Genomic DNA, 23,028 nt, shown 5'->3' with positions numbered 1-23,028 from the left:
CGCGCGGACGCCGGGCGCGAGCACCTGAACCGGTGCGCCCGAGGGCCCCCGTGGACGTACGGAACCCGTACTCCCACGGGGGCCTCGCGCATCGCGGGACCTTGCGCACCCGGCCCGTACGGTGTGCTCCCGGACAGGCTCACGCGGTGTGGGGGAGCGGCAGCGCGGGCGCGGGGGCCCGGGCGGGAGCCAGCAGCCGGCTGTAGGCGTAGGCGGAGGAGACCAGGGTCATGTGGTGGTGCCAGCCCGGGTAGGAGCGGCCCTCGAAGTCCAGCAGCCCGTAGTCCTGTTGCAGGGTGTCCATCACCGCGTCGGTGCCGGTGCGCAGCCGGGCGAGCGCGGAGAGCTGGTTGAGCCGGTGGTCCACCATGTTGCTGATCCACACCCGGGGCGGACGGCGGCCGGTGGGGCGCCACTCGGTGAAGACGCGGTACGTGTGACGTGCGCCGGGCAGCCGGACCAGCGCGGACATGATGCGCACGTGCCGCTGGTGGCCGTCGGCGGTGAGCGTGGTGGTGTGCGGCTGGCGGGTGCTGTGCTGGTGCAACAGGTGCGCGGCCGTCATCAGGCGCTGCGGGTCCGGTGCGCCGTGGTAGGGGCCGGAGGGGCGGGTGCTGCCGGGCAGGACCTGCAGGCTGCCGGGCACCGCGAGGACGAAGTCCCGGCCCCGCGTGCTGAGTCCGTCGACCAGCGGCACGGCGTCCAGGTATCCGCTCATGTCGGCCACGACCGGTACGGGGGCGAGCGAGGTGCGCGCGGTGAGCGCGTCGACGAGCTCCAGCGCGTGGGCCCACAGCGGGCGGTGCCGCGCCGAGTCGGGGATCTTGGTGCGTTCGCGCAGCCGGGCGTCCTCGTTCCAGTGCTCGGGCAGCATCAGCCGCCAGTCGACGGGGAGGTGCTCCTCGCCCGAGGAGAGGAACGCACTCAGTCCGAGCTGGCAGTTGATGGTGCGGCCCACGGCCGGGACGAACCGGCGGTGCACCCCGCAGGAGTGGTCCCCCCGCTTGGGCAGTACCGCTGCCGCCAGCGTCCAGGCCCGCGGCACGGTGTGTGCCTCGACGGTGCGGCCCAGCGCCTCACGGGCGGGCTCCCACTCCCAGGGGCTGGCGTTGATGAACTGCTGCAGCGACTGCGAGGCCGTCGGGGACGAGGAGACCGCGGCGGCCAGCCGGCGCACCGACTTCTTGCCGGGCGTGCTCAGCAGCCCCTGGAGGTACGACTGGGCCCATCGCCGCTGGTCGGCGCGCGGCAGATGCCCGAAGAGCCTCTCGGTGAAGACCGACAGGTCGGCAGCGCCGTCCGGTCTCGGCATAAGACTCAAGTGCTGTGCGGCCATGGCCCGTTCCCTCCCTGACGTACCCGACTGACAAAAGAATAGCGAACGTTCGCTATTATTCCAGCCCCGGGGCGGGTACCTCTTCACCACTTGAGCAACTCGCCGAAATCGGCCCCGTGTTCGAAGGGAGGGGAGCGGGTGGACCGGTGCCCCGAAAGTCGGCGCTTCTTTCCCACGTTGCCGTTGTGCACTCGCATACCCGGCCGGAAGCTGACGGTCCGAAGAGTCCCGACAGCCGTAGGAGAGCCGCGGTGACCACTGCGCCAACCGCCACCGCCGGCCATGACCCGCCCCGCGTCCGCGCTGGCGAGAATTCGCTCCCGCAATGGACACACGGCCGCACATGCACACAATGGGTGCAGCCAACACGTTGTGCCGACCGGCGTGTTCGCCCGTCCCGCCCCACCGCACCGCAGGGGGGACGACACCCCCACCCCCACAACGACAGATCGGCCCTGCCGTCCCCTCGGACGACCCGGGCGCGGCGATTCCGGAGACAGCAGCCGATGGTGAAACAGGCGCGAGCCACCCGTACGCGCGAGGCACTCATAGAGGCCGCCGCCGCGGCCTTCGACCAGGCAGGATACGAAGGCGCCAGCCTCCAGCGGATCAGTGAGGCGGCCGGCATCTCGCTGGGGGCACTGACCTTCCACTTCAGCTCGAAGCGGGACCTCGCCAGGACCGTCCAGCGGCGCGGGACGGCCACCACCCTGGACGCCGTCGCCAAGCTGAGCCTGGGCAGCGACCCCACCCTGCCGACCGTCATCGCCATCACGGTGGAGATCGCCCGGCTGATGGAGGAGGACCCCTCCGTACGGGCCGCCGCCCGGCTCGCCCGCGAGCACGACGCGCACTCGCACTGGCCGAAGTCCTGGCTGCCCGCGCTGGAGGACCTCCGCGCCAGGCCCGTGGACACCGGCTGCACCCCCGAGGAGACCGAGACGGTGCTGGCCCTCGCCGCCCACCTGGTGGCGGGCGCCGAGGTGTACATCCGCAACCAACCCTGCGAGGGGGACGCCGAACGTGAGAGCGCTCCCACCCAACTCGGCCAGATCTGGGGCCTGGTGGCCCGCGGCACCGGGTGCGAAGGACCCGCCCACCGGGCCGGCTGACCGCCGCGCAGACCGCACCACCCGGGCGCCCGGCGGGCGCCCGGGGCACCGATCCTGTGGCGCACGCACCCGCCGCACCCTCGAAGGAGCACACCCATGGGCGCCGACCACCTGCTCGCACGGGCGATCATCGCCGGGGACCTGCCCCGGACGGACCGGCTGCTGAACGAGGGCGCCGACCCCGACGCCAAGGACCCGCTGGGCAACCCGCCGCTCGCGCTGGCCGCCGCACGCGGACAGACCCGCGCGGTGCACCTGCTCCTCGCCGCGGGCGCCGACCCCCATCTGCTCGACACCCGGATGGGAGCGTCGGCCCTGCACAAGGCGGCCCAGTCAGGCGCCGCCGACATCGTCGACCTGCTCCTGGACCACGGCGCGTTCATCGACCTGCAGGCCCCCACGCACGGCCACACCCCGCTCATCGACGCCGTGTGGCACAAGCGCCCCCGCGCCGTGGCCCGGCTGCTCGCCCGTGGCGCCAACCCCCTGCTGCGCGCCCACGGCGGCTACCGCGCCGACGAACTGGGGCCCCTGGCCTGCGACGAGGACCAGAACCCCTACCTGGGGCCGCTCGCCGAGGCACGGGCCCGGCGGGAGCGGGCCGACGCCGCCCCGCTGCGGCGGGCCGCCCTCGACGGGGACGCCGAGCGCGTGCGCGAGCTGCTCGGCGCGGGTCACGACGTCGACGCGAAGGCCCCCGACGGGCACACCGCACTGCTGGACGCCGCCCGCGAGGGACACCCGGAAACCGTCCGCGTCCTCCTCGGCCACCGGGCCGACCCCCGCGTCGTCGACCACCTGATGAAGGCCACCCCCGCGCACAAGGCGGCCTACAACGGCCGGACCGAGGTGCTTGCCGCCCTGGTGGACGACCCCCGGCTGGAAATCGACGCCCAGGGCCCCTACAACGGCTACACCGCGCTGCACGACGCCGTCTGGCACGGCCATCTGGAGGGTGCCCGCGTCCTGCTGAAGGCCGGCGCCCGCACCGACCTGCGCGGACGGGACGGGCGGACACCGCGGGAGATGGCCCGCGAGTACGGCTACGACGAGCTCGTGCAGCTCCTGGCCGAGCACGAGCACGAGCACGAGCCCCCGGGCGCCCGCTGACGGGCCGGGGGACCGGCACACGGCAGGGCGGCCGCCCCCGGTCACGGGAGGCGGCCGCCCTGTGCGTACGGACGTCGGGGTGAGGGCCCCGGCCGGGCCGGACTAGACGGTCAGTTCGTGCACGGCGGCGCACCACTCGTCCAGCAGGGCGTCGGCGGTCGCCGGGTCGGGGCCCTCCGCCCACAGCCGGGTGACCGGGGCGGAGGCGTCGGGCAGCACCAGCGCCCAGCGGCCGTCGTCCTCCACGACCCGTACGCCGTCGGTGGTGTCGATCCGGCGCCGGCCGGCCGCCTCCACCACGGTGCGCATGACCTGGCCCTTGGCCCGCCACGCGGTGGGCAGTTCCCGGTGGCGGACGTGCGCCCGGGGCAGCGGGTCCACCAGTGAGCTCAGCGCGGCGGACGAGCGGGCGAGCAGCCCGGTCAGCCGTGCGAAGGCCGCGACGCCGTCCGGGTACGGGGAGAACTCCGGCAGTACGAAGGCGCCTTCGCCGTCCCCGGCGAACACGAGGTCCCCGGCAGCCGCGGCCCGGGTCAGCTCGCCCGGAGCGGTGGGCACCCGGCGGACCTGCCCGCCGTGGACGGCAGCGGCGCTCTCCACGAGCCGGCTCGCGGTCACCGGCGCGGCGATCCTGCCGCCCTGCGACTCCGCCGTGATCAGCTGCACCAGCAGCAGCAGAGCCGTGTCGTCCTCGACGATGTGCCCCTGCTCGTCCACCAGCGACATGCGCTCCCCGGTGGGGTCGAAGCGCACCCCGAACGCGGCCCCGGACACCGAGACCAGGTGCCCCAGCGTGTGCAGGGCGGCGCGGCGCTCGGCCCGGGTCTCGGTGCACGAGGCGGGGGTCAGCGCGTTGTTGACGGTGAGGGCCTCGATGCCCAGCAGGCCCAGCACCGAGGGCAGCGTCAGCGCGGCGCTGCCGCACGCCGCGTCGATGACGACCTTCGGGCGGCTCTCGGCCACACCCGTCACGTCGATGTGCTCCACGAGCTGCTCGGCGTACTCCTCCAGCGAGGTCGGCAGCGAGCTGAGACGGCCCATCTCCCCGGCCAGCACCCGCCGGTACTCGCGCCGTCCGAAGACCCGCTCAAGTCCGCGCTGCGTGGTCTGCGAGAGGTCCACGCCGTGCGGGTCGAGGAAGACGATGTCCACGCTCTCGGGACCGCCGGGCGTGGTGGTCACCACGATGCCCCCGTCCAGACCGGCCGCCGTGGCCCGCCGGACCAGCGGCAGCGGCACATGGCCCAGGTCCCGTACGTCCACCCCGGCCGAGCGCAGCGCCGACATCATGGCGGGCAGCAGCACCTGGGCCGCCGCACCGTGGTCGCGGGCCACGGCCACCCGGGCGCCGCGCGGCAGCGTGGTGGCGAAGGCGCCGGCCAGCCGGACCGCGAGGTCGGGGGTGATCTGCTGGTTGAGCACCCCGCGCACCCCGCGCCCGCCGAACAGGGACTTCGTCGCCCGGGACTCCCAGATCAGCGAGTCGTTGACCGTGGTGCCGTACTCGATGGTCTTGCCCGGGTAGACCAGCACGTCCCCCGCGACGGAGGACTCGTCCTCCAGCACGCAGCCCGTGCCGATGACGGCGCCCTCCGCGACCCGGGTGCCGCGGCGCAGACTGCTGTTGCGTCCCACCACGCAGCCGCGCAGCGCGGCCTGCGGGCCCACGTAGGCATGCGGGTGCACCACCGCGCGCTCCAGGGTGGCGCCCTGGTCGACGACCGCGTGCCTGCCCACGACGGTGTGCCGGCCCAGCCGCGCCCCGGCGCCGACCTGCGCGTGCGGGCCGATGACCACGGGGCCCTCGATGACGGCGGAGGGGTGCACCCGCGCGCTCTCCGCCACGAAGACGCCGGGGGAGGTCTCGAAGCCCGCCGGGTCGGTGGCCACCCGCCCGTCCAGCACGTCGGCCTGCGCCTTCATGTAACTGGCGTGCGTACCCACGTCCTCCCAGTAGCCCTCGGCGACGTAGCCGTAGACGTCGTGTCCCTCTTCGAGGAGGCGGGGGAAGATGTCGCCGGACCAGTCGGCGGGCCGGCCGGCCGCCACGAAGTCGAGGACCTCGGGCTCCATCACGTAGATGCCGGTGTTGACGGTGTCGGAGAAGACCTGGCCCCACGTCGGCTTCTCCAGGAACCGCTCGACCCGGCCGTCGTCGCCGACGATGGTGATGCCGAACTCGACGGGCTCGGGCACCCGGGTCAGGCAGACGGTGACCAGGGCGCCCTTCTCCCGGTGGAAGCGGATCAGGTCACTGAGGTCGATGTCGGTCAGCGCGTCGCCCGAGATGACCACGAAGGGCTCGCCGTCGAGCTGCGCCTCGGCGTTCTTCACGCTGCCCGCCGTGCCCAGCGGGGTGTCCTCCTTCGCGTAGCTGAGGGACATGCCGAGCTGCGTGCCGTCGCCGAACTGCTCCTGGACGAGGGAGGCGAGGAACTGCACGGTGACCACGGTCTCCGCCAGGCCGTGCCGCTTCAGCAGCCGCAGCACATGCTCCATGATCGGCCGGTCGGCGACCGGGAGAAGCGGCTTGGGCAGGTCCGAGGTCATCGGTCGCAGACGCGAGCCCTCGCCGCCGGCCATCACAACAGCCTTCATTGCAGGTCCTCTTCCATGGTGATCCGGGTTGAGCAGTTCGGGTGGTGGAGCACGGGGGAGCGCCGCGGCCGGTCAGGCGGCGGACTCGTCCGGGAGGGCGAGCGCGCGCCCGATCACGGTGACGGAGCCCTCGAAGCCGCTGGCGGCCAGCACGCTCCGCAGCTGGGGGCCGGCCCCGTCCATCACGATCTCCGCGTCCGGCGGCAGCCTCTGCTGGGCGAACGCCAGACAGCGGACGCCGCCCGCAGTGAGGGAGTCCAGCTCGTGCACGCGCAGCACGAGCCGGCGCACCGGCCGTGAGAGCACCTGCTCGACCAGGGTGTGCAGGGCGGGGACCTGCCTGTCGGTGAGCTGCCCGGACAGGTGGATCGTGGCGGTGGCGCCACTGAAGCCGTAGTACGCCTCGAAACTCATGGTCTGATTCCTTCGCTCGGTGTCGGCGGTCGGCCGCGGACGACGGGCTCGCCGGCCCCTTTGGCCGGGCCGAGGCGGACCCGGACCGTCACCCGGTCGTCCCGCGGCGGCAGCCGCACGCTCATCTCCTGCGCGTCGAAGTCGTGCCACGGCGCACCGTCCAGCAGGACGTGCTCGATGACCACGCGTCCGGGCGGCAGGAGGTCCGGCGCCACGCGCAGCAGACCGTCGGGCAGGTCGGCGTCGGCGTGCGGCTTGAACCACAGGTCCAGCGGCTCGCCGCGCACCAGCAGCCGGGTGTAGACCTCGGCCAGGTAGCAGAGTTCGGCCTTGTGGTACATGGCCATCGCATGGCTGCCCTTGAGGCGTTCGTCGCCCACCAGGTAGGGGATGCCCGAGGCCAGGACGGTGAAGTGGACGCCTCCCGCGTCGTGGTCGAGGAAGAAGGCGTTGTAGAAGGCGGACGCCTCCCGCGCGTGCCGCAGCGGCTCCTCGCCGCCGTCGTGGCCGGCCAGGATCAGATAGGCGAGGATCGCCTGCTCCTGTTGCCACCAGGTCTTGCGGTCGTGCCAGACGAACGCGTGACGGCCCTGCTCGGCGTCGCGTTCCAGCACGTCGTACCAGCCGCCGCGCTGCCCGTCGCGCCCGACCGCCGGCATGGTCGCGGCCAGGGTCGCGGCCAGCTCCCGGTACTCGCGCTTGGGCCGGACCGCCTGCATCCGCATCAGGTTCCAGACGATCTTGAGGTTGTGACCGACGACGGCGCGGTTCTGCTGCCACCCCCAGGTGTGGTCCGGGGTCCAGTCCGCGTGGAAGCGCTCGTTGACGAAGGGTCCCGCACCCGGAGCACGGTCGGGCAGATACGTCACGATCATGTCGAAGGTGTGCTCAAGCATCCGCAGGTAGCGGTCCTCGCCGGTGGCCAGGTACAGGTTGATCAGATAGGCGGGGGCGTGGTCGCCGACGGAGTTCCAGTTCTTGCGCGCGTGGTTGGGGCCCAGGCCGTCGTGGTGCGGGCTGAGGGTGACCGGGTCGATGTGCGAGTAGTAGCCGCCCATCCGCGGGTCGTGGAAGAAGCGTTCGAAGAGACTGACGGTGCCCTCGATGTCCTTCTTCAGGACGGGAGCGCCGGTGACCCGGTAGGTCTGGGTGAGGCCGACCAGCGCGTAGATCTGCTCGTAGGCCGGAATCGCCCGGTAGTCGTCGCCGGACTCCGAGGCGAACAGCTTGCGTTCGCGGGAGTCCGTACGGTCGATGCCGTGGTACCAGTAGACGATGTCTTCGCCCTCGTCGTGGAAGCGCATGTGGTCGTGCAGGTACTGCGCCCCCCGCTCGGCGACCTCCAGGTGTGCCTCGTCGCCGGTGAGCAGGTAGGCGGTGGCCATGCCGTACACCAGCCGGGAGATGGTCATGCCCTCCTGGACGTGCTGGTCGGTCTTGTGACCGCTGCCGTGCACCCGGGTGCGGTACGTGGCGAAGTCGACCGGCCCGTCGCCGAACTGGGTGCGCCGGTAGAAGCGGGCCAGTTCGTCCAGCTGACGGGTCCACCAGCCGGGCTCCTCGTAGGGCAGCGGGGCCTCGGGCCGGTGGGCGAGGACCAGCCGGTCGGCCTGGAAGTGCAGGCCCTCCTCTCCCGGGTAGACCGGCCCGTAGCAGAACACCAGGGCTCCGGGCGTCAGGTACTCGCGCATCCGGTCGGTCGCGTCGAGGTACGGCTCGCCGAGGTTGCGCAGCAGCTGGGCGGTGGTCGCCGCCGTCAGGTGCAGAGTGACTTCGCGGTCGTCCAGCGTCTTGAGCGTGAAGCTGCCGCCGCGCAGACCGGTGACGTAACCCGCCGTCAGGTCGGAGAAGGAGAACGGGACTTCACCTGGCACGGTCGGCCTTCCTGCGGCGGAGGCCCGGCGCGGCGGGCGTGGACGGGAGGGGCTGGTCCGTCATGCGTCGGCCCCGCCGGGGTCGGTGAGGCGGTTGATGACGGTGCGCGCCAGCAGATGGCACTGGTCGACGGTGCGCGAGGTGATCAGGTCGCGGTCCTCGACCAGATCGCGGTTGAGGTAGACGCCTCCCATGAGCCGGACGTCGGCCGCCAGGTTGTTGTGACAGGCGACCGGCCGGTCCCGGAGCAGTTCCGGCGCCGCGGACAGCAGCTGCAGACCGTGGCAGGAGAACGCCTTGAGCAGACCGGGCAGCCGGAAGGCGCGGCGCAGCAGCTCCAGTGCCGGTGAGGGCTGCTCGACGTCCTCGCTGTAACGCAGCCGGTCGGCGACGGTCCCCGAGGGCACCACGAGCGCGCTGTATTGGAGCAGCTCGTGGTAGCCGAGAGCCTCCAGGTCACCGTCGACGTCCAGCGGTATCTGGTGCTCGTGGCCGGTGAAGGTGAGGCAGGGCTGCCCCCACAGACGGGTCAGGAGGACCACCTCGGCGCCCTCCTCGCCGAAGCGGCGCCGGTAGTAGGCGATCTCCTCCTCGACGAACCCGCTTTCCATCAGGATGCCGATACGCCGGCCGTCCAGTCGGCCGGCGGGCAGGGTGTGCACGGTTCCCATCGGGACCTCCCGAGGTCAGGGGGACGGAGAGCGGAGAGGAGCGGAGTGCGGGCGCGAGCGGCCCGCGGTCAGAGCGAACCGGAGCCGGCCATCGGGGCGAGCGCGTCGACGCTGTAGGTGCGGATCCTCGCGGCGCCGTCCTCCAGGGAGACCGTCCAGGTCTGGTACGCGTCGAAACCCAGCCACTCGCTGGTGGGGGCGGGCGCCTTCCACACGGTGGTCTGCCAGTTGACGACCACCTTGACCTCGGCGCTGGGCCCGTCGCCGAGCCGGATGTCCAGCGAGGTGAGGGTGTGGGTCTCGTCGAAGAAGCGGTGGGTGACCGCCTCGTACCAGGAGCGGAAGCCGTCCAGCCCGTGCAGCGTCGTCTCGGGGAGGTGCATGGTCAGCCCGTCGGAGACCAGCATCGGCAGCACCTCGTCGAGGGGGTCGTGCCGGTCCAGGGCCGCGTACCAGTCGGTGACCAGCTGCTCGACCGCGGCGACGGTCAGCGTGCGCTCGGCCTGCAGGGTGGGGGTCATGGCGTGCTCCAGGGTCGGGAGAGGAGTGAGGGAGAAGAAGAGGGAGAGGGAGGGATCAGGAACGGCGGGGCCGTCGCCCGCTCACTCGGTGCGGAGGTCCACCAGGAAGGGGCCGTCGTGCGCGAGCATCGTGCGGACGGCGTCGGGGACCTGCGCGGCCGTGTCCACGCGCAGGGCCGCCACACCGAGGGAGTTGGCCAGCTCGGTGAAGCCGATCTCGGGCCGCGACAGGTCGAAGGCGTCGGGGGCCGGGTGCGGGGCGACGGCGTGCGTGCGCCAGTACTGCTCGATGTTGAGGTCCAGCAGCCGGTAGCGCCGGTTGTTGCAGACGACGAACTTGGCCGCGATGCCGTAGCGGGCGGCGGTCCACAGCGCCTGGACGGTGTACATGCTCGCGCCGTCCCCGGTGAACCCCACCACGTGCAGGTCGGGCCGCGCCAGCTTGACGCCCATGGCCCCGGGGATGCCGACACCGAGCGAACCGCCGCGGGTCTGGAAGTAGGTGCCGGGGACCTTCGGCGGGAGGTGCCGCGTCAGGGCGCCCGAAGCGGTCAGGGCCTCGTCGAAGACGGCCAGGTTCGACGGGGCCCGCGCGGCCAGTTCCCTCGCGAAGCAGTCCATCAGACCCCCCTCGCCCGCCGGGGCGCCGGCGGGGAGCCGGCCGGGCATGGATTCGTCGGCGGAGGCCGTACGGGGCGTACGGGGGAGGAGGGCGGCCGGCTCGGGGTGCGGGTCGGCGCGCAGTGCGTCGGCGAGCGCCGCCAGGGTGAGCTTCGGGTCGGCGACCAGCCCGAGCTCCACGGGGAAGTTCTTGGCGATCTCGTAACCGTCCGCGTCGATGTGCACCACGCGCGCCCCGGCCGCGAACGGGTCGGCGAGTTCCGGGAAGACCTCGGGGAAGACATAGGTGCCCACGATCAGGACCGCGTCGGCGTCCTGCACCACGCGCCTGCTGTCGGCGCCGAACATGTGCCCGAGGTGCCCGCCGAACAGCGGGTGCGTGGTGTCGAAGTTGACCTCCGAGGAGTTCACCCCCCACACCGGGGCCCCCAACTGCGTTGCCACGTCCGCCAGTTCGCGCTGCGCGCCGGAGGCGGCCACCCCGTCGCCCATCAGGATCAGCGGAGCGCTGCCCGAACGCAGCAGGGCGGCGGCCCCGGCGATCTCGGCGCGGTCCGGTGCGGTGCGCACCGAGGGGACCGACGTGGGCAGTGCGCGCTCGTCGTTGAGCTCGTCGAGCACGTCGGCGGGCAGCACCACGAGGACCGGGCCGCACGGCGGCGTCGACGCGATCTTCACCGCGCGGCGCAGTACCCGCAGCACCGACCGGGCATCCAGCACCCGGGTCGCGTACTTGGTGACCGGTGTGGCCATCGCGACCAGGTCGGCCGCCATCTGCGCGTCCATCGCGTCGTAGCGGACCCCCGCCTCTCCCACCAGCGCCACCAGCGGGGAGCCGCCCCGCTTGGCCTGGTAGAGCATGCCGACGGCGTTGCCCAGGCCCACCCCGCTGTGCAGCTGGACGAAGCCGGGGCGCCGTGCGGCACGGGCGTACCCGTCGGCCATGGCGACCGCGACGCCCTCGTGCAGGGCCAGCACGTAGGAGGTGCCGCTCTTGTCGGCGAGGTCGAGCAGCCCCTGCTCGACGGTCCCGGGGTTGCCGAAGAGGTGCGTGACACCGTCGGCGGCGAGCTGCTCGAAGACGGCTGCGTTACCGGATCTTGCGGACATCAACGACTCCTGGCAGCGGGGCGGAAGGACGGCACGGGCTCACCAGCCGTGCCGGCGCAGACCGTTCTCCAGGACCTCGACGAGCAGTTCGCCGGCGAGGACGGAGTCGGGGGTGGAGCGTGCGGTGACGAAGGGGAAGTCGACGACGACGGAGGTGGGCCTGCCGACGTTGCCGTGGAAGGCGCCGTCGGGGCCGGTGGCGTCGCGCAGGATGTACTCCAGCGGGTAGGGCGGCGGCCCCATGTTGAGGTCGACGCCGACGAACCCGGTGCCGTCCTTGTAGTCGTACTCCTTGGGGTGCCCGGTGACGTGTCTGCCCCACAGGATGCTGGTACGGGTGTCCAGGTCCCGGGCGAAGGCGAGGGCCGCGACGCCGTAGCACTCCGCGAGGATCGGCTTGTCGTGGGCGGCGAAGGCAAGGATCAGCTCGTGCAGCCGCTCGTTGTTCGCCAGGTCGACGATGGGCCCGCTGCCCCCGACGACGACCAGCGCGTCGAAACCGGCCAGCAGCTCGGCGGTGGCCCCGGCGAGGCGGCGGTGGTAGTCCTCCAGGTCGCGCAGATGGTTCAGCGCGCTGAAGTAGGGCCGCTCCGGGAGCACCTCGGCCAGGCTCAGCGGGGTGTCGAGCCGGCTTGAGGCGTCCAGGGCGCGGGCCTGGTGCGCCATGTCGCGGGTGGTCACCGTGCGGCCCAGCGGCGGGTCGATGTAGTGCGGATCGAGACTGGGAGGCAGTGCCTGGGGCCGCTTGCCGTTCGGGGTGAGGAACGTCGTGCGGTAGGCGTGCTTGTCGAACGCCGCGAGCGGTCCGACGAGCTCCTCGCCCCAGTAGCCGTACTCGGACAACACCACCAGGATGCGCTTGGACACGAGCTCTCCCTGCCGTCGGATCAGATTCGTCCCGTGGGTGCGAAGGCCTGCGGGGGCCGGGTACCGGGGGTCGGACGGAAGTCAATCCGCTGGCCCCCGGCCGGGCAACGACAGCGGGGGAGCGCGCGGCGACTGTCGAAAGTTGCCCCAGTCGCACCCGGGAGGCCCGGCCGGGGGCGTGCCGGACGTGGCGGGCTGGTCCCCTGTGGGGTCCAGCAGCGCACCGCACACGGTGCGACCGGAGCCGAGGAGCCCAGACATGGTCCCGAACAGCACGGCCGCCACGACCGCCACGACCACCAACAACCGCAGGGCCGCCACGAACCCCACGGCCGCCACGACCACCGAGAACCGCAGGGCCGCCACGAACCCCGCGACCACCGAGAAACGCACGACCGCCCGCTCAGCCCCCGCAGCCCGCCGAGCCGTCCGCCTGCCGTCGCTGACCGGTCTGCGGTTCGTCGCGGCCGCTCTCGTGCTCGCCTTCCACGCCTCGTTCGAGGGCTTCTTCCAGGACCGGGCCGCGGCCGACCACTTCGCCGCCCTGTTCAGCAAGGCCGGCTGGGTCGGTGTCTCGTTCTTCTTCCTCCTGAGCGGCTTCGTACTGGCCTGGTCGGCCCGCCGCACGGACACCGCACGCCTCTTCTGGCGGCGCAGAATCCTCAAGATAGGGCCCAGCCACCTGGTCACCGCCGCGGTCGCGTTCCTCCTGCTCGCCGCCGTGAACACGGTGCCCGGCGTCGGCGAGGTCGTCCCCAACCTGCTCCTGGTGCACTCCTGGTTCCCGCAGCTGGAGATCTTCATCAGCGGCAACCCGGTGAGCTGGTCGCTCTCCTGCGAGCTGTTCTTCTACCTGGCCTTCCCCCTGCTGTGGCGCCGCGTCTCGCGGATCGACCCCGCACGCCTGTGGTGGTGGGCGGGGGCGGTGACGGTGGCCGTCCTGTGCGTGCCGCTGGTCGCCGGACTGCTGCCCGCGGGCCCGCCGGTGACCATGCCGGACGGCAGCACCGGCCTCTGGCGGTACTGGTTCGTGTACGTCCTGCCGCCGGTGCGCGCACTGGAGTTCGTGCTGGGCATGCTGCTGGCCCGGATGGTGCGCGAGGGCGTGTGGCGCAGCCCGCACCCCGCGCTCACCGCGGCCCTGGCGGTCGCCGGGTACCTCCTGGCCACCCAGGTGCCGTACCTGTACGGACTGGTCGCCGCCACCGTCGTCCCCCTCGCCGTCGTGACCGCCTCGGTGGCCCACGCCGATGCCACCGGCCGCCGCACCCGGCTCTCGGGCCGCACCCTGGTGGTGCTCGGCGAGACCTCCTTCGCCCTTTACCTGGTCCACCGGTTGGTCCTGATGTACGGCCACCGGCTGCTGGGTGCGACGCACAGCTGGTCCACCCCGGTCGCCGTCCTCCTCGTGGTGGCCTCGTTCGTGGTCAGCCTGCTGCTGGCGCGTGCCCTGTACCTCCTGGTTGAGCGGCCGCTGTCGGACCGATGGGGGTCACCGGCGGCGGACGCCCCGCGCGGTGCGGGCGCCCGCAACCATCCGGACCGCACGGCTGCCGGGCACCGCGGCGGGGCCGCCGTGGATCTCCCCCGGCGAAGCCCGTCCCACGCCGAGCGGTGAGGAAATCCGGCGCCCCGCCGTCGACTTCGGCAACTTGCCAGGGTGAATTCCCCGTCCTTGCCCGCCGTGGGCCCGGCCCCGAATGCTGGCCTCCCGCACGCACGGTCAATGACGGCTCAGGGAGTGAACAGTGGTGGATCGCCTGGGAATCGACGAGGTGGCACCCGTGATCGGTGCGGGCGAGCACCCGGCCAGGGCCGTCGTGGGCGAGCCGTTCACGATCACCGCCACCGTGTGGCGGGAGGGCCACGAGGCGGTGGGCGCCGACGTGTGCTGGACGGCGCCCGACGGCACCCGCAGGGAGATCCCCATGTCGCCCACCGCCGCCGACGACGACCGCTGGTACGCGGACGTCGTCCCCGACACCGAGGGGCTGTGGACCTTCCAGGTGGTGGCGTGGAGCGACCCGTGGAGCACCTGGCTGCAGGGCCTGCGCGCGAAACTCACCGCGGGCCACCAGCGGCTGGAGAACGAACTGGAGAGCGGCGCCCGCCTCCTGGAACGCCTCAGCCGGCGCCGCTGCCGCGCGGACCTGCCCCGCTTCGTGGCTGCGGCGGCGCAGTTGCGCGACACCCGTCTGACCGCCGCCGAGCGCGCCGCCGTCCTCACCACCTCGCTGCTGGCCCAGGTCGCCACCACCCCCTGCCGGGAACTGCGCACCCCCTCGGCCGAGCACCGGGTCCGCGTGGAACGACGGGCGGCCCAGTACAGCAGCTGGTACGAGATGTTCCCCCGCTCCACCGGCGGCACGGACGCCGAGGGGCGGCCCGTGCACGGCACCCTGCGTACCGCGGCCGCGGAACTGCCGCGCATAGCCGGCATGGGCTTCGACGTCGTGTACCTGCCTCCCGTGCACCCCATCGGCAGGCTCCGGCGCAAGGGCCGCAACGACACGCTCACGGCCCGCGCCGACGACGTCGGCTGCCCCTGGGCGATCGGCTCCGCCGAGGGCGGGCACGACGCGCTCCACCCCGAGCTGGGCACCGTGGCGGACTTCGGGTACTTCGTGGCCGAGGCCCGCAGGCTGGGGCTCGACGTCGCCCTGGACCTCGCCCTGCAGTGCGCCCCCGACCACCCCTGGGTCACCCGGCACCCGGAGTGGTTCACCACCCGTCCCGACGGCTCCGTCGCCCACGCCGAGAACCCGCCCAAGGCGTACGAGGACATCTACCCCCTCAACTTCGACCAGGCGCCCGAGAGCCTCTACGCGGAGGTCCTGCGCATCGTCCGGCTCTGGATCTCCCGGGGCGTCCGCGTCTTCCGGGTCGACAACCCGCACACCAAGCCGCCCGCCCTGTGGGAGTGGCTGATCCGCACGGTCCAGGAGAGCGACCCCGACGTGCTCTTCCTCGCCGAGGCCTTCACCCGCCCCGCCGTGCTCGAAGGGCTCGCCAAGCGCGGCTTCTCGCAGTCGTACACCTACTTCACCTGGCGCACCACCAAGCAGGAACTGACCGACTACCTCACCGAACTGGTGGCCAAGGCCGACTTCCTGCGTCCCAACTTCTGGGTCACCACTCCCGACATCCTGCCGGTGGAGCTCCAGCACGCCGGCCCCCGCCACTTCGCGATGCGGGCCGCCCTGGCCGCGACCCTGTCACCGAGCTGGGGGATGTACAGCGGCTACGAGCTGTACGAGGGCACCCCGCTGGAACCCGGTGCCGAGGACTACCTGGACTCCGAGAAGTACCAGCTGCGGCCCCGGGACTTCACCACCGCGCTGCGCGAGGGGCGCTCCCTGCAACCGTGGATCACCGAACTCAACCGGCTCCGCGCCGCGAACCCGGCGCTCCAGCAGCTGCGCACCCTGCGCTTCCACCCGGTCGACAACGACGCCCTGCTCGCCTACACGAAGACCGACCCGGTCGGCGGCGACACGGTGCTGTGCGTGGTCAATCTCCGGCCCGACCTGCCCGCGTCGGGAACCGTCGCCCTCGACCTGACGCCGCTTGGCCCGCAGGGCCTCGCGGTGGCGCCCTGCGACCGGTTCGACGCCGTCGACCTCCTGCGCGGCGAGAAGCGGGAACTCGGTCCCCGCATCGACATCCACCTCACCCCCGAACAGGCTCCGGCCTGCATCTACACCTGGAGGATCGGTTGAGCACGGACTCCGTCGCCCCGGCCACGACACCCGCGGTCACATCCGCGGCCACGCACGCGGTCACGTCCGCGGCCACGCACGCAGTCGCATCCGCGGTCACGCACGCGGTCGCATCCGGGGTCACGCCCGCGACCACGCCCGCCTCCCCGGCGGCCCTGCAGACGCTGTCGGACACCCCGGACTGGTACAAGCGCGCCGTGTTCTACGAGGTCCTCGTCCGGTCCTTCCAGGACAGCAACGGCGACGGCGTCGGTGACCTGAAGGGCCTCACCGCCAAGCTCGACTACCTCCAGTGGCTGGGCGTCGACTGCCTCTGGCTGCCGCCGTTCTTCACCTCGCCGCTGCGCGACGGCGGCTACGACGTCGCCGACTACCGCTCGGTGCTCCCGGAGTTCGGCACCCTCGGCGACTTCGCCGCACTCCTGGACGCCGCGCACGAGCGCGGCATGCGGGTCATCACCGACTTCGTCATGAACCACACCAGCGACCAGCACGAGTGGTTCCAGCAGTCCAGGTCCGACCCGGACGGCCCGTACGGGGACTACTACGTCTGGGCCGACGACGACCAGCAGTACCCGGACGCCCGGATCATCTTCACCGACACCGAGACCTCCAACTGGACCTTCGACCCGGTGCGCAAGCAGTACTTCTGGCACCGCTTCTTCTCCCACCAGCCGGACCTCAACTTCGACAACCCGGCCGTCCAGGAAGAGATCATCGCCGCCCTCACCTTCTGGCTCGACCTCGGCATCGACGGGTTCCGGCTGGACGCGGTGCCCTACCTGTACGCGGCGGACGGCACCAACTGCGAGAACCTGCCGCAGACCCACGCCTTCCTGCGGCGCGTCCGACAGCTCATCGACGACAGCTACCCGGGCCGCATCCTGCTCGCGGAGGCCAACCAGTGGCCCGAGGACGTCGCCGACTACTTCGGCGACTACGAACAGGGGGGCGACGAGTGCCACATGGCCTTCCACTTCCCCCTGATGCCCCGGCTGTTCATGGCGGTGCGCAAGGAGTCCAAGTACCCGGTCTCGGAGATCCTGGCCCGCACCCCGAAGATCCCCTCCAGCGCCCAGTGGGGCATCTTCCTGCGCAACCACGACGAGCTCACCCTCGAAATGGTCACGGACGAAGAGCGCGACTACATGTACGCGGAGTACGCCAGGGACCCCCGGATGCGCGCCAACATCGGCATCCGCCGCAGGCTGGCCCCGCTGCTGGACAACGACCGCAACCAGATCGAACTGTTCACCGCCCTGCTGCTCTCCCTGCCCGGCTCCCCGATCCTCTACTACGGGGACGAGATCGGCATGGGCGACAACATCTGGCTCGGCGACCGCGACGCGGTACGCACACCCATGCAGTGGAGCGCCGACCGCAACGCCGGCTTCTCCAGCGGGGACCCCGGCAGCCTCACCCTGCCCAGCAACCAGGGACCGGTCTACGGCTACCAGGCCGTCAACGTGGAGAGCCAGCAGGACAACCGGGCCTCCCTGCTGCGCTGGACGCGCCGCATGCTGGCCGCACGGCGCCAGCACCTCGCCTTCGGTCTCGGCGAGTTCGAGGAGGTCCCCACCGACAACGCCGCCGTACTCGCCTACGTACGCCGCCACCGCGACGAGCACGGGCACTTGTCCACCGTGCTCTGCGTCAACAACCTCTCCCGCCACCCGCAGCCGGTGGGCATCGAGCTGCGCGGCTACGCCGGCATCACCCCCGTGGAGGTCACCGGCAAGACCCCCTTCCACCCCATCGGGGAACAGCCCTACCAGCTGAGCCTGCGGGGACACGGCTTCTACTGGTTCTGCGTCTGCCCGGCCGACGCGAACCGATGACGCCCACCGGGCTGTCCATCCCCTTCGACAGCCTGGAGCGCGCGCTCGCGGCGTGGCTCCCCGGACAGCGTTGGTACACGGCCAAGGGGCGCCCGCTGCGGTCCGCGTCGATCGAACAGCTCTCCCGCTTCACCGAGGACACCGGCCCCACCCCCGCCCAGGGGCTGATCCTCGTCACCCGTACCGCCTTCGACGACGACGGCGCCGACGAGTTTTACCAGGTGCCCGTCGGCGTCCGCCCGGCCACCGCGCCCCTCCCGGGGCCCGCACTGATCGCGGTCCTGGACGACGTGGTGGTCTACGAGGCGCTCGGCGACCAGTACCTGGTGCGCGACCTGCTCTCCCTGGTCGCGCGGGACGCCGACCGCGCGGCGCTCACCTTCCGCAGCGAACCCGCCGGCCGCGGCGACTGGCCGCCCGCCGCACCGGCCCTCTCCAGCAGGCCGCTCGGCGTCGACCAGAGCAACACCTCCGTCGTCGTCGACGACCGGTACCTGCTGAAGGTCTACCGGCGGCTGCACACCGGCACCAACCCCGACCTGGAACTGCTGCGCGCCCTGCACGACGGCGACCCGGACACCCCGGCGCCGCCCCTGCACGGAGCGGTGGAAGGACAACTGCGGGGAGCGCCCGTCACCTACGCCGTGCTGCAGCGCTACCTGCCCGACGCCGAGGACGGCTGGAGCGCCGCCCTGCGCCGGCTCGACGGCGAGGCGCCGGCCTGGGACGGTTTCGCAGCGGACGCCCACGAGATGGGCCGCGCCACCGCGGCCGTGCACCTGGGCCTCGCCGCGGCGTTCGGCACCGAACGCCTGGACGCGGCGGGGCCTGCCGCGCTGGCGGCCCGGCTGGTGACCGGACTCCAGGAGGCACTGCACGCGGTGCCCGCCCTGCGCCGCCACGAGGACGCGGTACGGCGCCTCTACGCCGAGGTGGCCGCCCTGCCCCCGGGCGTCGCCGTGCAACGGGTGCACGGCGACCTCCACCTCGGACAGGTGCTGCGCTCGGGCGCCGGCTGGCTGCTGACCGACTTCGAGGGCGAGCCGTCCAAGCCGATGGCCGAACGCCGTGCGGTGCGCCCGGCCGTCAGCGACGTGGCGAGCATGTTCCGCTCCTTCGACTACGCCGCGCACTGCGGCGCCGGGGGCCGGCCAGGGGTCCCGCAGGCACTGCGGCTGCGCTGGACGACGGCCGCGCAGGACTCCTTCTGCGCCGGCTACGCCCGCACCGCGGGCACCGACCCGCGGGACGAGCCCGTCCTGCTGCGCGCGTACACCCTCTGCAAGGCCCTGTACGAGGCCGTCTACGAAACCCGCTGCCGACCGCACCTGGCGCGGGTGCCGCTGGCCGCCGTAGCCCGGCTCGTCGCGCCGCCCCCGCCCGACCCACCGCGATCCACCCGCCTCCCGAGGAGCAGCCCCGATGTCCCTGACCGTCAACGTCTGGTTCGACTACCTCTGCCCCTTCTCCGTGATGACCAGCAAGGTGATCGCTGACGCCGCGCTGGGCCCGGACGTCGCCCTGCGGTGGCGGCCCTACGAACTGCACCCGGGCGGTGTGCCGGCCAGCGGCAAGCGCGACTACCCCGAGGGCGTCTGGGAGAACTCGGTGGTGCCGATGGCCGAACGGCTGGGCCTGGACTTCCGGCTGGCGCCCACGCGCCGGCTGCCCCGGACCCAGCCCGCAATGCACGGACACCGCTACGCCGAGCGGCACGGCGTCGCCCTGCCGTACGACAACCGGGTCTTCGACGCCTACTTCCACGAGGACCGCGACATCGAGGACCCCGCAACCCTGGCCGAACTGGCCGGGGAAGTGGGGCTGGACCCGGCGGAGTTCCACGCCTGGACGGTGTCGCGGGCCGCGGAGGCCGAACACCTGGCGGCGCAGGAGGAGGCCCGTCTCCTGCACCGGATACACACGGTGCCGACGCTGGTCATCGGCGCCTGGCGCTCCGAGGGCGTGCCGAACGCGCTGCGTCTGCGCGAGGTGGTGGAGGAGCTGACGGCCCGCGGCCACCGACGGCCCCGGCAGCGGGCACGCGCCTGATCCGGTACTCCCGGGGGGCCGCAGAGGTCCGGCCCCCCCGGGCGCCGCGGCGGTCCGGCCCCGGGCGTCAGTCGTCCGCCTCCAGCACCGCGACGGTCTGGGCGAGCAACGCGGACAGGGCGTCGACCACGCCGGGCGGCAGCCGGTCGAGGCGCCGGTCGTGCACGCTGTCGATGCCGTCCTGGATGCGGGCGGTCACCAGCAGCCCCTCCTCCGTCAGCTGGGCCCAGGCGCTGCGGCCGTCGTGCAGGTCCGCCTCCCGTACGACGTACCCGGACTCCGTCATGCGGCGCACGACGTTGCTGGTGCCGCCCGAGGAGAGCCGGCAGCGCACCTGGAGTTCGGTCGGCTTCAGCCGCATCCTGGGCCCCGAGCCGCGCAGCGCGGCCAGGACGTCGTAGTCGGCGCGGGTCAGCCCGTACTCGGCGGCCCGGCCGTTGATCGTCGCGTCCATGGCGGCACACAGGCGGGTCGCCAGGGCGGCCAGCTCGGCGGAGGGAACCGGCGCCCGGTCGTGCACCCGCCCGCCGCCCGTGCCAGCCGCCACGTGACTCCCTCTTCCTCGGTCCGCCCCCGCCCGGATCGATGATCCACGTCCATGGGTCAGCGCAGTCTAGACGGGGGCCGAGTGACGGCACCAGGACCGATCCGCACGGAATTGCCGAAGTAGGCGCACCATAAGGGAATTTGCTTCCGCGGAGCTCAATCAGGCCCCTAGCGTCCCTCTCATGAATGACACGTCTGTCGGTATCACCAAGGCAGTTGTTCCCGTCGCAGGCCTCGGAACCCGTTTCCTCCCGGCCACCAAGGCGACCCCGAAGGAAATGCTTCCCGTGGTGGACAAGCCCGCCATTCAATACGTCGTCGAAGAGGCGGCGTCCGCGGGAATGTCCGACATTCTCATGGTCACCGGGCGCAACAAGCGGCCGCTGGAGGACCACTTCGACCGCAACTACGAACTTGAGGCGACCCTGCACGCCAAGGGCGACGGGGACCGGCTCGCCCGGGTGTGCGCCTCCTCCGAGCTCGGCGACATCCACTACGTCCGCCAGGGCGACCCGCGGGGCCTGGGCCACGCCGTGCTGTGCGCCGCGCCGCACGTCGGCAACGAACCGTTCGCGGTGCTGCTCGGTGACGACCTCATCGACCCCAGGGACCCGCTGCTCTCCCGCATGGCGGAGGTCCGCGCGCGGTTCGGCGGCAGCGTGGTGGCGCTGATGGAGGTCGACCCCGGCCAGATCCACCTCTACGGCTGCGCCGCGATCGAGGCGACCGGCGACGGCGACGTCGTACGCATCACCGACCTGGTGGAGAAGCCGGATCCGGGGACCGCGCCGAGCAACTACGCGGTCATCGGCCGCTACGTCCTCGACCCGGAGATCTTCGACGTCCTGCGCCGTACCGAGCCGGGCCGGGGCGGCGAGATACAGCTCACCGACGCCCTCCAGGCACTCGCCGTCGCCACCCCGCAGCCGGACGGCACCACCGGCGGGCCGGTGCACGGGGTGGTCTTCAAGGGCCGCCGCTACGACACCGGCGACCGCGCCGACTTCCTGCGCGCCACCGTGCGGCTGGCCTGGGAGCGGGAGGACCTCGGGCCCGAATTCCGGGAGTGGCTGCGGGAGTTCGTGGCCCAGGACGCGCTGACGTCGGTGGTTCAGGACGCACTGACGCCCGTGGCCCAGGACGCACTCACGCCGGTGGCCTGAGCGGGGCTGTGCAACCGGGGAATTTCCCCCAGTTGCACACCGCGGACGACGACTGCGGCAACTTGCCAAGGTCGTGTCCGCAACAGCGCTCAGGCGATAAAAAATAGCGTTCGTTATGTAATCTCGTTGCGTCGCACCGGCTCCGCCCGACGGACCGGACGCGGCCGATCCACCATCCACCACCGGCCCTGAGGGGGGTGCACCGACCATGGACGTACAACACTCCGACGGCCCCGCGCACCCCGTGACGGGACCGGCGCTCACCGAGCCGGGCGACGCGCTCGTCGAGGAGGGCGTGCACCAGGTGCCCATCGGCGTCCTGCGGCCGGCCGACTCCCCGCGCATGGGAGAGAACCTCCAGCACGCGAGGACCCTCGGCGCCTCGGGCAGCCTCTCGCCGATACTCGTCCACCGGCCCACGATGCGGGTCATCGACGGAATGCACCGGCTGCGCGCGGCGATCATGCAGCAACAGGACGTCATCGAGGCGCAGTTCTTCGACGGCACCCCCGAGGAGGCCTACGTCCTCGCCGTACGGTCCAACATGTCCCACGGCATGCCGCTGACCCTGGCGGAACGGGCCGCGGCCGCGGCCCGCATCATGATCACCCACCCGCACTGGTCGGACCGGGCCATCTCCTCGGTCGCGGGGCTCGACCCCAAGACCGTTGGTGCGCTGCGCCGGCGGGGGGCGGAGGCCAGCCCCGGTCCCGCGGTACGGGTGGGGCAGGACGGGCGCCTGAGACCGGTCAACCCGGCGTCAGGACGTCAGGCGGCCGGCCGGCTCCTGGCAAAGGACCCCGACGCCTCCCTGCGGGACATCGCCCGCAGGGCGGGCATCTCCCCCGGAACGGTGCGTGACGTGCGCGATCGCCTCGCGCGCGGGGAGGACCCGGTACCACCGGCCCTGCGTGCGCCCACCGGCGCGCGACCGGCGCCGGCGCCCCGGCCGCCGCGCGCCACCACCAGGACGCCCTGGCCGGCCGGGGCACCCGCGGCGACCGACCTGGCGTCCGTCGTCGTCAGTCTGCGCAAGGACCCGTCCCTGCGGCAGACCGAGAGCGGGCGCCTGTTGCTGCGCCTGCTGGAAATGCATCTCACCCCGCAGTGGAGGCGCATCACCGAATCCGTCCCGCCCCACCGGGCGGGCATGGTCGCCACAGCGGCCCTCGAATGCGCGAAGGCATGGCAGGAATTCGCGGAGAAAATTCAGCGGACCAACCCCACGTAGCAGTCGCGCAGCAACCGCTCTTTTGCCCACCGGTGCCGAATTGTTCGCCACCGGTGTCAGGAGAGCTCTGCGAATGAACCAGTGAAGAGATTAGGGAGTGTGTCATGTCGGCGGTTGATGAGGTTGTGGTTGTGGGTCGGGACGGGGGTGCGGGTCCGGGTGGGCCGGTGTCCTCGTCGCGGATGACGGGGCGGATGCGTCTGGTCCTTGTCGTGCTGCTGGTCGCGCAGTTCATGCTCGCGGTGGA

18 protein-coding genes are annotated in these 23,028 nt (G+C 72.4%); 9 read left to right on the top strand and 9 right to left on the bottom strand.

Features of this window, described 5'->3' with window-relative positions; genetic code table 11:
- Positions 1–139: 139 nt before the first annotated feature.
- Entirely contained in the window at positions 140–1,336 is a 1,197-nt protein-coding gene (locus ACIQM4_RS33030; RefSeq protein WP_401599027.1) for an IS701 family transposase, read from the bottom strand.
- A 506-nt stretch (positions 1,337–1,842) separates the two neighbouring features.
- Between ACIQM4_RS33030 and ACIQM4_RS33025 the strand changes: the two genes are divergently transcribed.
- Positions 1,843–2,448 carry a TetR family transcriptional regulator gene (locus ACIQM4_RS33025; protein WP_401599026.1) on the top strand — a complete coding sequence of 202 codons (606 nt, stop codon included), beginning with the start codon at positions 1,843–1,845 and terminating at the stop codon, positions 2,446–2,448.
- Positions 2,449–2,544: 96 nt separating this feature from the next.
- Positions 2,545–3,558 (top strand): ankyrin repeat domain-containing protein, encoded by a 1,014-nt coding sequence (locus ACIQM4_RS33020; RefSeq protein ID WP_401599024.1) that lies wholly within the window; start codon positions 2,545–2,547, stop codon positions 3,556–3,558.
- A 102-nt stretch (positions 3,559–3,660) separates the two neighbouring features.
- On the opposite strand, the gene ACIQM4_RS33015 is transcribed toward ACIQM4_RS33020, so the two are convergent.
- From ACIQM4_RS33015 to ACIQM4_RS32985, 7 genes are all read right to left on the bottom strand, one after another.
- Complete coding sequence (locus tag ACIQM4_RS33015) at positions 3,661–6,156, bottom strand: sugar phosphate nucleotidyltransferase (protein ID WP_401599022.1); 2,496 nt, start codon at positions 6,154–6,156, stop codon at positions 3,661–3,663.
- 72 nt (positions 6,157–6,228) lie between these two features.
- Positions 6,229–6,570: an STAS domain-containing protein gene (locus tag ACIQM4_RS33010; protein ID WP_401599021.1), complete on the bottom strand. Its 342-nt coding sequence runs from the start codon at positions 6,568–6,570 to the stop codon at positions 6,229–6,231.
- Positions 6,567–8,444, bottom strand: a complete 1,878-nt coding sequence (locus ACIQM4_RS33005) for an AGE family epimerase/isomerase (protein WP_401599020.1) — start codon at positions 8,442–8,444, stop codon at positions 6,567–6,569. The genes ACIQM4_RS33010 and ACIQM4_RS33005 overlap by 4 nt, the downstream gene beginning before the upstream one ends.
- 60 nt (positions 8,445–8,504) lie before the next feature.
- Complete coding sequence (locus tag ACIQM4_RS33000) at positions 8,505–9,116, bottom strand: DJ-1/PfpI family protein (RefSeq protein ID WP_401599018.1); 612 nt, start codon at positions 9,114–9,116, stop codon at positions 8,505–8,507.
- A 68-nt stretch (positions 9,117–9,184) separates the two neighbouring features.
- A complete protein-coding gene (locus tag ACIQM4_RS32995) occupies positions 9,185–9,637 on the bottom strand; it encodes a nuclear transport factor 2 family protein (RefSeq protein ID WP_401599017.1) in 453 nt (150 codons plus the stop codon).
- A gap of 81 nt (positions 9,638–9,718) precedes the next feature.
- Complete coding sequence (locus ACIQM4_RS32990; RefSeq protein ID WP_401599015.1) at positions 9,719–11,368, bottom strand: thiamine pyrophosphate-binding protein; 1,650 nt, start codon at positions 11,366–11,368, stop codon at positions 9,719–9,721.
- 39 nt (positions 11,369–11,407) lie between these two features.
- A complete protein-coding gene (locus ACIQM4_RS32985; RefSeq protein WP_401599013.1) occupies positions 11,408–12,235 on the bottom strand; it encodes a type 1 glutamine amidotransferase domain-containing protein in 828 nt (275 codons plus the stop codon).
- A 259-nt stretch (positions 12,236–12,494) separates the two neighbouring features.
- Between ACIQM4_RS32985 and ACIQM4_RS32980 the strand changes: the two genes are divergently transcribed.
- The 5 genes from ACIQM4_RS32980 (at position 12,495) to ACIQM4_RS32960 (ending at position 19,841) form a co-directional block, all read left to right on the top strand.
- The gene (locus ACIQM4_RS32980) at positions 12,495–13,853 is read left to right on the top strand and encodes an acyltransferase family protein (RefSeq protein WP_401599012.1); all 1,359 of its coding nucleotides are present in this window, start codon (positions 12,495–12,497) and stop codon (positions 13,851–13,853) included.
- 133 nt (positions 13,854–13,986) lie between these two features.
- On the top strand, positions 13,987–15,954 hold the full coding sequence (locus tag ACIQM4_RS32975; protein ID WP_401599010.1) for an alpha-1,4-glucan--maltose-1-phosphate maltosyltransferase: 1,968 nt from the start codon (positions 13,987–13,989) through the stop codon (positions 15,952–15,954).
- Between the two features lie 155 nt (positions 15,955–16,109).
- On the top strand, positions 16,110–17,792 hold the full coding sequence (treS, locus tag ACIQM4_RS32970; RefSeq protein ID WP_401599184.1) for a maltose alpha-D-glucosyltransferase: 1,683 nt from the start codon (positions 16,110–16,112) through the stop codon (positions 17,790–17,792).
- Positions 17,789–19,288: a maltokinase gene (locus tag ACIQM4_RS32965; protein ID WP_401599008.1), complete on the top strand. Its 1,500-nt coding sequence runs from the start codon at positions 17,789–17,791 to the stop codon at positions 19,286–19,288. The genes treS and ACIQM4_RS32965 overlap by 4 nt, the downstream gene beginning before the upstream one ends.
- Positions 19,215–19,841 (top strand): DsbA family protein, encoded by a 627-nt coding sequence (locus ACIQM4_RS32960; protein WP_401599007.1) that lies wholly within the window; start codon positions 19,215–19,217, stop codon positions 19,839–19,841. The genes ACIQM4_RS32965 and ACIQM4_RS32960 overlap by 74 nt, the downstream gene beginning before the upstream one ends.
- Before the next feature lie 67 nt (positions 19,842–19,908).
- On the opposite strand, the gene ACIQM4_RS32955 is transcribed toward ACIQM4_RS32960, so the two are convergent.
- Positions 19,909–20,388, bottom strand: a complete 480-nt coding sequence (locus tag ACIQM4_RS32955) for a MarR family winged helix-turn-helix transcriptional regulator (protein ID WP_401599005.1) — start codon at positions 20,386–20,388, stop codon at positions 19,909–19,911.
- A 181-nt stretch (positions 20,389–20,569) separates the two neighbouring features.
- Between ACIQM4_RS32955 and ACIQM4_RS32950 the strand changes: the two genes are divergently transcribed.
- Together ACIQM4_RS32950 and ACIQM4_RS32945 are read left to right on the top strand one after the other, a co-directional pair.
- Entirely contained in the window at positions 20,570–21,550 is a 981-nt protein-coding gene (locus ACIQM4_RS32950; RefSeq protein WP_401599004.1) for a UTP--glucose-1-phosphate uridylyltransferase, read from the top strand.
- 208 nt (positions 21,551–21,758) lie between these two features.
- Entirely contained in the window at positions 21,759–22,781 is a 1,023-nt protein-coding gene (locus ACIQM4_RS32945) for a ParB and winged helix-turn-helix domain-containing protein (protein ID WP_401599002.1), read from the top strand.
- Positions 22,782–23,028 lie beyond the last annotated feature (247 nt).

It is taken from the genome of Streptomyces sp. NPDC091272 (genome assembly GCF_044757485.1).
GTDB lineage: Bacteria > Actinomycetota > Actinomycetes > Streptomycetales > Streptomycetaceae > Streptomyces.
Note: the sequence above shows the minus strand (reverse complement) of the source record. Positions and strands in the feature narration are given on the sequence as shown.